General features: G+C 41.1%; 1 protein-coding gene. It reads left to right on the plus strand.

Translation table 11 applies throughout. The features are described from left to right. Positions 1 to 163: 163 nt before the first annotated feature. Positions 164 to 528: hypothetical protein (locus B3182_RS08890; protein WP_292752441.1), on the plus strand; the 365-nt coding region annotated here is incomplete at its 3' end.

Below are 528 nucleotides of genomic sequence, written 5' to 3' on the forward strand. Positions count from 1 at the left end.
TATCTTTCATATCCACCACTGCTTGAGACTATTTTTTCGCCTAACAAGGCAGCAATAAATATAAACAAATCCTAAAACATGTGACGTTAATTTTTAATAACGTATATTCGTAGGTTCATTGCTTTTTCGTCACCCAGAGCTGGATGACTGGAGTCATCTATATATGAGTCAGAGCCTAAGCCGTTTTTTAAACAGTTCGATATTTGATGGACTGCTTTTTCTATTGCTGATTCTGGTGTTTTTGGCAGACCGTTTAACGGTCCCGGGTTTTGCGCACGGTATTCTATATACCCCTATCCTTATGCTGGCTAGTGCTGGCGGCAGTCTTCGTCGATTAAGCATAACGTTTTTGATCAGTTTGTTATTCGTCTGGTCTGGCATATTGATCATGCCGGAGGGCCAGCAGGCCATTTTACAAACTCAGTTTGTCGCAAATCGGACATTGGCGACATTCGCATTAATGGCGATTTTTCTGCTTAGCAGCTATATCATTCGCTCACATCAGCAACAGACTAAAAATCAACAACA

Source organism: Methylophaga sp. UBA4204 (genome assembly GCF_002379485.1).
Classification (GTDB): domain Bacteria; phylum Pseudomonadota; class Gammaproteobacteria; order Nitrosococcales; family Methylophagaceae; genus Methylophaga.